At 66.6% G+C, this 7327-nt stretch carries 6 protein-coding genes; all 6 read right to left on the bottom strand.

Going from position 1 to position 7327, the window contains the following annotated elements; genetic code table 11:
• A partial coding sequence (locus ACM0PB_RS20120) for a cache domain-containing protein (RefSeq protein ID WP_495495135.1) occupies nt 1-1422 on the bottom strand: 1422 nt, incomplete at its 3' end.
• A gap of 730 nt (nt 1423-2152) precedes the next feature.
• Nucleotides 2153-4531 carry a methyl-accepting chemotaxis protein gene (locus tag ACM0PB_RS20115; protein ID WP_138953772.1) on the bottom strand — a complete coding sequence of 793 codons (2379 nt, stop codon included), beginning with the start codon at nt 4529-4531 and terminating at the stop codon, nt 2153-2155.
• 101 nt (nt 4532-4632) lie between these two features.
• A complete protein-coding gene (locus tag ACM0PB_RS20110; protein WP_005416411.1) occupies nt 4633-5016 on the bottom strand; it encodes a hypothetical protein in 384 nt (127 codons plus the stop codon).
• A gap of 136 nt (nt 5017-5152) precedes the next feature.
• Nucleotides 5153-5644 carry a chemotaxis protein CheW gene (locus ACM0PB_RS20105; protein WP_005416412.1) on the bottom strand — a complete coding sequence of 164 codons (492 nt, stop codon included), beginning with the start codon at nt 5642-5644 and terminating at the stop codon, nt 5153-5155.
• Between the two features lie 179 nt (nt 5645-5823).
• Nucleotides 5824-6597 (bottom strand): flagellar brake protein, encoded by a 774-nt coding sequence (locus tag ACM0PB_RS20100; RefSeq protein WP_005416413.1) that lies wholly within the window; start codon nt 6595-6597, stop codon nt 5824-5826.
• Nucleotides 6598-6712: 115 nt separating this feature from the next.
• The coding region (locus ACM0PB_RS20095) for a methyl-accepting chemotaxis protein (protein ID WP_495495134.1) at nt 6713-7327 on the bottom strand (615 nt) is incomplete at its 5' end.

Genomic DNA, 7327 nt, shown 5'->3' with positions numbered 1-7327 from the left:
GCTGTTGCCCGAGGCGATCTCGCCGGCGGCCAGGGTGATGCTGGAGGCGCTGGCCTGGATCTGGCCGACGATCTGGGTCAGCTGCGCGACCGTGGCGTTGGCATCGTCGCGCATGCGGGCGAACACGCCCTGGTAATCGCCGTGCATGCGCGTGGTCAGGTCGCCCTCGGCGATGGCCGACAGCAGCTGCGACAGCTTGCCGAGGTTGTCATCGCTGACCGCCATCATCGCGTTGAGGTTTTCCAGCATCAGGCGGAAATCGTGGTCGAAGCGCTGCGCATCGCCTCGGCGGCTGAAGTCGCCGGCAGCAGCGGCGCTGGCCAACTGCTTGATCTCGGCGTTGATGCGGCCGAGGTTGGCCTTGACGGTGTCGACGGTGGTGGTCATCGCCGCCTTCTCGCCCGGGTAGCGGGCGATGTCGCGGCTCAGGTCACCAACCGCGTACTGCTGCACCACGTCCAGCACATCGTGCAGGGTCTGCACGTGGCTACCCACCAGGGCGTTGGTTTCCTGGACCATCAGCCCGTACTCGCCGGGGAAGGCGCTGGCGTCGATGCGGTAGCTGAGTTCGCCACCGTCGTGGCGGCGGGCCATTTCGCGCTGGCCGGTGATTACGGCATGCAACTGCTGCTGCATGCCGGCCATGGCGTCCAGCAGGCGGCCGGTTTCATCGTGCGGCTGCGGGCCGATATGGCTGTCGAGCTTGCCGGCGGCGATGCCCTCGGCGACGGCCGTGGCCTGCTTCAACGGCACGGCGATGCGATTGCCGATGACCCAGCTCAGGGCCAGTACGATCAGCACCAGGACGCCGCCGGAGACTGTCATGATGGCAGTGAACACCAGCGCCTGCTTCTGCACGTCGTCCATGTAGACGCCACTGCTGACCACCCAGTTCCACGGCGCAAACAGGCCGGCGTAGGCGACCTTCTCGACGTCGCCCTTGCTGCCCGGCTTGGCCCAGCGGTAATTGACGAAGCCACCACCGGCGCGGGCGGCTTCGACCTGGTCGTAGTAGATGCGCACACCGTCGTCGGTGCGGAAGTCCTTCATGTCCTTGCCGACCAGGTCCTTGCGGAACGGGTGCATCAGCAGCCGGTAGCCGGTGTCGTAGACGTTGAAATAGTAGGTATCGCTCTCTGCACGCATCACTTCCAATGCCTGCAGCGCGGCGCGCTTGGCAGCCTCTTCGCTGAGTTCGCCGGTACCGGCCAGGCGGTGGTAGTGCTGCAGGATGCCGTAGCTCAGTTCGACCTGGGTCTTCAGTGCGGTCTTGCGGGTCTCGTTGAGATCCAGGTACTGCATGCGGGCGGCGATCACCGAGAGCGCGATCACGCCGAGCGCGATGAGCAGCGTCAGCAGGTTGAGCTTGCGCCGGACGGAAAGATTGCTGAAGTAGTGTTGCCAGCGATGCAGGAGATTCATCGAGCAGGACCAGGTCGAAGCGGGCGGGCGGCGCCGAGCCGGCCAGCGGCGGGATGCGCCGTGACAACCCCGTTATCGGCCGATGCGGCGGGGGATTGAGGCGTGCTGTCGGAACGTATTCAGGTTTCCTTGCAGCGGCGGCTGCGGCGCTGCCTGCGGCAGGCTGGTTTTGAAGCAACAGCAACAGCAACAGCAGTTGGTCGGCACTGGATTGTCAGTAGGTGGCTGGGCCGGGGTGGGCAGCCAGGACACGCCGTAAACCCGTCCATGGGGGCTCGATGGCGCCATCCATGGCGCCAACGGTCCTGCCTACCCACCCCGGCCCAGCCCGGCATTTCGGTGTCGGACGGAAAGAGCGTTGGGGTTCCAGATGGAAAGAGGGGTCAGATCCGTTTTCCTGCGGAAAACGGATTTGACCCCGGAAGTGACCTGGCTTTTGTTTTTTGCTCTTCTTTCTTCAATCCGGGGTGGACGCGCACGGAAACTGTCCGTGGCCGGGAGGGTGGGTTGCGCAGGGGTGTCCGCGGCATGGATGCCGCGGCCAAGCCCCCATGGACGGGTTCACGGCGTCCCCTGCGCGACCCACCCTCCCGGCCCGAGCGAAGGAAATCCGCAGCTTTCCGTGACCACCCCGAGGGGCTTCGCCGTTGGCTGGATATCCAGATACCCCGTAAACAAAAACGCCCCAGCACAGGGCCAGGGCGTGTTCGTGGATCAGGTCAGGCCGGCATCAGAATTCCTGCCAGTCTCCGTCGGCCAGTTCGGTGGCCATCGGGCGACCGCCGGCGGTGCGGCGGGCCGGCGGTGCGACCGGTGCCGGGGCGGCCGGCGCGGTGGCTCGCGGGGCCGGGGCTGCGGCGACGCGCGGGGCGGCGACGACCTCGGCCTCATCGACCACGAAGATCGACACCGCTTCGCTGAGATGGCCGGCCTGTTCTTCCATCGCACGTGCGGCAGCGGTGGCTTCCTCCACCAGCGCGGCATTCTGCTGGGTGGTTTCGTCCATCTGCACCACGGTCTGGTTGACCTGCTCGATGCCGGCCGACTGTTCCTGCGAGGCGGCGGAGATCTCGGCCATGATGTCGGTCACGCGCTGCACCGAGGCGACAATCTCGCCCATGGTGGCGCCGGCCTTGTGCACCAGCGCCGAGCCATCGTTGACCTTGCCGACCGAGTCGTCGATCAGGCCCTTGATCTCCTTGGCGGCGGCGGCCGAGCGCTGGGCGAGGGTGCGCACTTCGCTGGCAACCACGGCAAAGCCGCGGCCCTGTTCACCGGCACGCGCGGCTTCCACGGCGGCGTTCAGTGCCAGGATGTTGGTCTGGAACGCAATGCCGTCGATGACGCTGATGATCTCGGCGATCTTCTTCGACGAGGCTTCGATGGCGGACATGGTGGTGACCACCTGGCCGACGACCTCGCCACCCTGCGAGGCGACGCCATGCGCGCCGATGGCGAGCTGGTTGGCCTGGCGGGCGTGCTCGGCGTTCTGGCGCACGGTGGAGGTCAGTTCCTCCATCGAGGCCGCGGTTTCCTCGAGGTTGGCAGCCTGCTGCTCGGTGCGGCGCGACAGGTCGCTGTTGCCCGAGGCGATCTCGCCGGCGGCCGAACTGATCGCGCGGCTGGACTGCTTGATGCGGGTGACGATCTCGCTCAGCTGCGCGGCGGTGGCGTTGGCATCGTCACGCATGCGGGCGAACACGCCCTGGTAGTCGCCGTGCATGCGCACGGTCAGGTCACCCTGCGACAGTGCCGCAAGCAGGCCGGAGATCTGTTCGATGCTGCCAGCGTTGGCATCCAGCAGGCCGTTGATCTGCTGGGCCAGCTGCAGGAAGAAGCCTTCCTTGTCGGTCGCGTCGATGCGGCCGGACAGGTCGCCGGCGGCAGCCTGGGCGATCACGCGGGCCACTTCGGCTTCGACCTGCGCTTCCTGGGTACGGTCGCGCCATTCCACCACGTAGCCGACGGTGTCGCCGCCTTCATTGCGGATGGTCGAGACCACCTGGGCGAACTGGGCATCGCCATACTGCATCGGGCGACGGGCGACGCCGTGTGCCTTCAGGTTACCCAGCAGGGTCTGGTCCATCTCGCCGCGGTGTTCAAGCACGGTGACCGGCTTGCCGATCAGCGAGGCCTGGGCATCGAAGTCCGGCAGGTCGCGGCGAACTTCGTCCTGGTACTGGCTCAGGGTCTGCTGCAGGGCGCGGTTGCTGTAGACGATGGTGTTGCTGGTGTCGGTCAGGTACACGCCGGTCGAGCTGTAGTCCAGCGCGGTACGGATGCGCAGATTCTCGCGGGCCACGGCCTGGTCGGTCTCGATGCGCTCGCGGAGGTCGCGCTGCATGCGCTGCATGGCCTGCATCAGTTCGCCCACTTCGTCCTGGCGGCTGACGTCGATATGACCATCGAGCTTGCCACCGGCGACGTCGTTGGCGACCGAGACGGCGCCACGCACGCTGCCGACCAGTGCGCGGGCGAACAGCCACACCAGCACCAGGCCGAGTGCGGCGCCACCCAGCAGGGCGATCACGGTCAGCACGGCCGAGGCGGAATAGGTGGAGGCGGCCTCTTCGCGCGAGGCGCGGGCGAGGCGGTTGTCTTCGGCGATCAGCGCTTCCAGCGCCGATGCAGCCTTGCGGTGCTTGGTACGGGTTTCGCCGACGAAGGTATCGATGGCATCGTCTGGCAGGTCAAGTTCCAGCATCTCGGTGACGCTGTCATAGGACGCCAGCGCATCCTTCCATTCCTTGGCGAAGGTGTCGAACAGCTTCTTCTGTTGTGCGTTGTCGACCAGCTTCGGATAGTCCTTGATCGACTTGTCCATGCTGGTGCGCAGGTCGACGGCCTGCTTGCGCGCATCGGACTTGACGTCGTCGCTGGCGCGGATCAACTGCTGGTAGGCGGCATTGCGGTATTCGCCCAGCATGCCGCGCATCTCGCCGGCGAGGCGGATGCTTTCCATGCGTGAACCGGCCAGCTCGGTGGTGACGTTGTTCAGCGAATGCAGGCCGCGATAGGCGACGATGCCCTGCAGCAGCATCACCAGCAGGAGGACGCCGAAGGTCAGCAGCAGCTTCGGCATCAGTTTCAGGTTGTTGATCCACGGCATGGGCGTTGCGAGCTCCTAAGGCAGACGCGCCCGGGCATCGGGCCCGGTTGCAGCAGAAACCACGCCGGCACCAGGTCCGGCGTGGTTCGACGGACAGCGGATTACTTGATGTTGGCCAGCTTCAGCCCAGCCGGCGAGCTGACTTCGATTTCCGCGCGCGAGGCGTCGCGCTGGATCTTGCCGATCACGCAGACGGTCTTGCCTTCCAGGGTTTCCAGCGGGAAGGAGAACTTGCCGCGGTTCTCGCCGGCGATGCGGGCCGAGAAGGTGTGGCGCGGGAAGGCGCCGCCCATGTACAGGAAGGTCGGCTGGCCTTCGGAACCTTCTGCGTAGCGGGCCTTTTCAACCTTGCCACAGACCATGCCGTCCTTGCCGACCGAACGCGGGGCCAGTTCCGGCGGGATCATGTCAGCCGACTGGGCGAAAGCGGAGGCGGCGGTGGTGGCCAGGACAGCGGCCGAAACGAACGCAAGCAGGGACTTCATCGAGGGGTATCTCCGGGGATGGTAACGGTCGGGCCGGCCCTGCGCGCTCCTGCGCGGCCGGCTTCTGTCCCCCTATCGGCATCGCCGGGGGGAACTGAAGGGTTTTGTGACCGGAACGTGAAGCAGTTCCGTTTACTCAGGCGGCGACGTCTTCGGTGAGGCTGGCCTGGCCCATGTCGGCGCTGTCGAGCAGGGTCTCGATGTCCAGCAGGATCAGCATGCGATCGTCGTGGGTACCGATGCCGGAGATGAAGCGGGTATCGACAGCGGCACCGAATTCCGGGGTCGGTCGGATCTGCTCGGCCGACAGCGGGATCACGTCGGAGACGCTGTCGACGACGATGCCGACCACGCGGTCTTCGACGTTCAGCACGATCATCACGGTGAAGGCGTCGTAGCGGGCGTTGTCCAGGCGCAGCTTCAGGCGCAGGTCGATCACCGGGACGATGGTGCCACGCAGGTTGATCACGCCCTTGATGTAGTCCGGGGCATCCGGCACGCGGGTAACCGCGTCGTAGCCACGGATTTCCTGCACCTTGAGGATGTCCACGCCGTAGTGCTCGTCACCAAGGGTGAAGCTGAGGAATTCGCCACCGGTGCTGGCGGCGGAGCTGGTCTTGTCGTTCATCGAGGGGTCCTGGTTCTGCCGGAAGTCCCGGTGTCAGGCTCGATATCGGCCCCGCTGGGGGGGACTTTAGGTGCCCGGGCAGTGGATGGGGTCAGATCCCTTTTCAGGGAAAAGGGATCTGACCCCGGCATGCGTTCCAGGGTTGCCGGCCATCGGCCGGCACTACCGGTCGGGCGGCCTCAGAGCTCGCCGTTGCGGCGTGCCTTGCGTTGGCGGTCGATGCGGAAGATGTAGCGCTGGATGGCGCTGTCGGCGCCGCGCGGCAGGCTGTCGAAGCGCATGCCCACGCGCTTGACCTCGATGCCGTTGGGCTGGCGCTGGGGCAACAGGTTGCAGACCACCAGCGCGATGTCCAGGTCGGGGCCGTCCGGCAGCGACAGCTGCGCCGGATAGCGCTTCTGCAGGCCGAACACCGCGCAGTCATTGGGAACCACCACGGCCAGGCCACCGCCACTGATGTCCACCACGCGCATCGACAACGCTTCGGCGCGCGCTTCGCCGGGGGGCAGCAGCAGCTGCGGTGAGTCGGTGACCGGGGTCTCCAGCCGATACAGCTCGCGGCGCTGCAGGTGCACCAGTTCTTCCGGAAGCGGGGCGCGGAAGGCCACGTGGCCGTCGTTGTCCACGCGCTGCAGTTCGTGCAGGCGGAAACGCACCAGCACCCGTTCGAGCTGGGCGAAGCACAGCAGGTGATCGGCCTGCTCGGCGGCGCGGTTGGAGGCTTCCTGCGGGCTGCCATCGAGCAGCAGGTAGTCCTCGTCCTCGTCGAGGTCGAGCAACGCAGTGGGGAACGAACGGTCACGGCCGTCGATGTGCGCGTTGATCAGTGATCGCTGGTCGATCAGCGAGCGCAGCAGCTGCCGCAGCTGGCGCGGGTTGCGGACCAGGAAGCGCTCGTCAGCGGCGTCGGCCGCGTGGACATCATGCACTGCAGTGTCGTTGCCGTCGGACATGGAATCTACGGTCAGGGGCGGGCGCCAGCACGCGTTGGTGCGAGGCTCGATGGGGATATCGGCCTCTGCACCGGATTATGAAGTGGGATTTGCATCACTTTCTACGCGTAAGGGGTCAGAACTCCTGCCAGTCGCCGTCGGCAGCCAGTGCCGGCTGGGCTGTCGCGGTGCGCAGCGCACGTGCCGGGACCGTTCTTGCCGCCGGTGCGGCGGCGGCGACCTGGCGCGGTACCGGTGCCGCCAGCGGGCGTGCCGGAATGGCCGTCGTGCCGTGCGATGCCAGCCGGAAGCGGGCCACGGCTTCACCCAGCTGCACGGCCTGGTCCTCCATCGCACGTGCGGCAGCGGTGGCTTCCTCCACCAGCGCGGCATTCTGCTGGGTGGTTTCGTCCATCTGCACCACGGTCTGGTTGACCTGCTCGATGCCCGCGCTCTGTTCCTGCGAGGCGGCGGAGATCTCGGCCATGATGTCGGTCACACGCTGCACCGAGGCGACGATCTCGCCCATGGTGCTGCCGGCCTGGTGCACCAGGCTGGAGCCCTCGGCGACCTTGCCGACCGAGTCGTCGATCAGGCCCTTGATTTCCTTGGCGGCAGCGGCCGAGCGCTGGGCGAGGGTGCGTACTTCACTGGCAACCACGGCGAAGCCGCGGCCCTGTTCACCGGCACGCGCGGCTTCCACGGCGGCATTCAGCGCCAGGATGTTGGTCTGGAACGCAATGCCGTCGAT

The organism is Stenotrophomonas sp. AR029 (genome assembly GCF_047520695.2).
GTDB lineage: Bacteria > Pseudomonadota > Gammaproteobacteria > Xanthomonadales > Xanthomonadaceae > Stenotrophomonas > Stenotrophomonas sepilia.
Note: the sequence above shows the minus strand (reverse complement) of the source record. Positions and strands in the feature narration are given on the sequence as shown.

Excerpts from the sequence above, each read along its gene's own strand:
- ACM0PB_RS20115 (WP_138953772.1), bottom strand. The coding sequence starts at position 4,531 with ATGCCGTGGATCAACAACCTGAAACTGATGCCGAAGCTGCTGCTGACC.
- ACM0PB_RS20105 (WP_005416412.1), bottom strand. The coding sequence starts at position 5,644 with ATGAACGACAAGACCAGCTCCGCCGCCAGCACCGGTGGCGAATTCCTC.
- ACM0PB_RS20100 (WP_005416413.1), bottom strand. The coding sequence starts at position 6,597 with ATGTCCGACGGCAACGACACTGCAGTGCATGATGTCCACGCGGCCGAC.
- ACM0PB_RS20110 (WP_005416411.1), bottom strand. The coding sequence starts at position 5,016 with ATGAAGTCCCTGCTTGCGTTCGTTTCGGCCGCTGTCCTGGCCACCACC.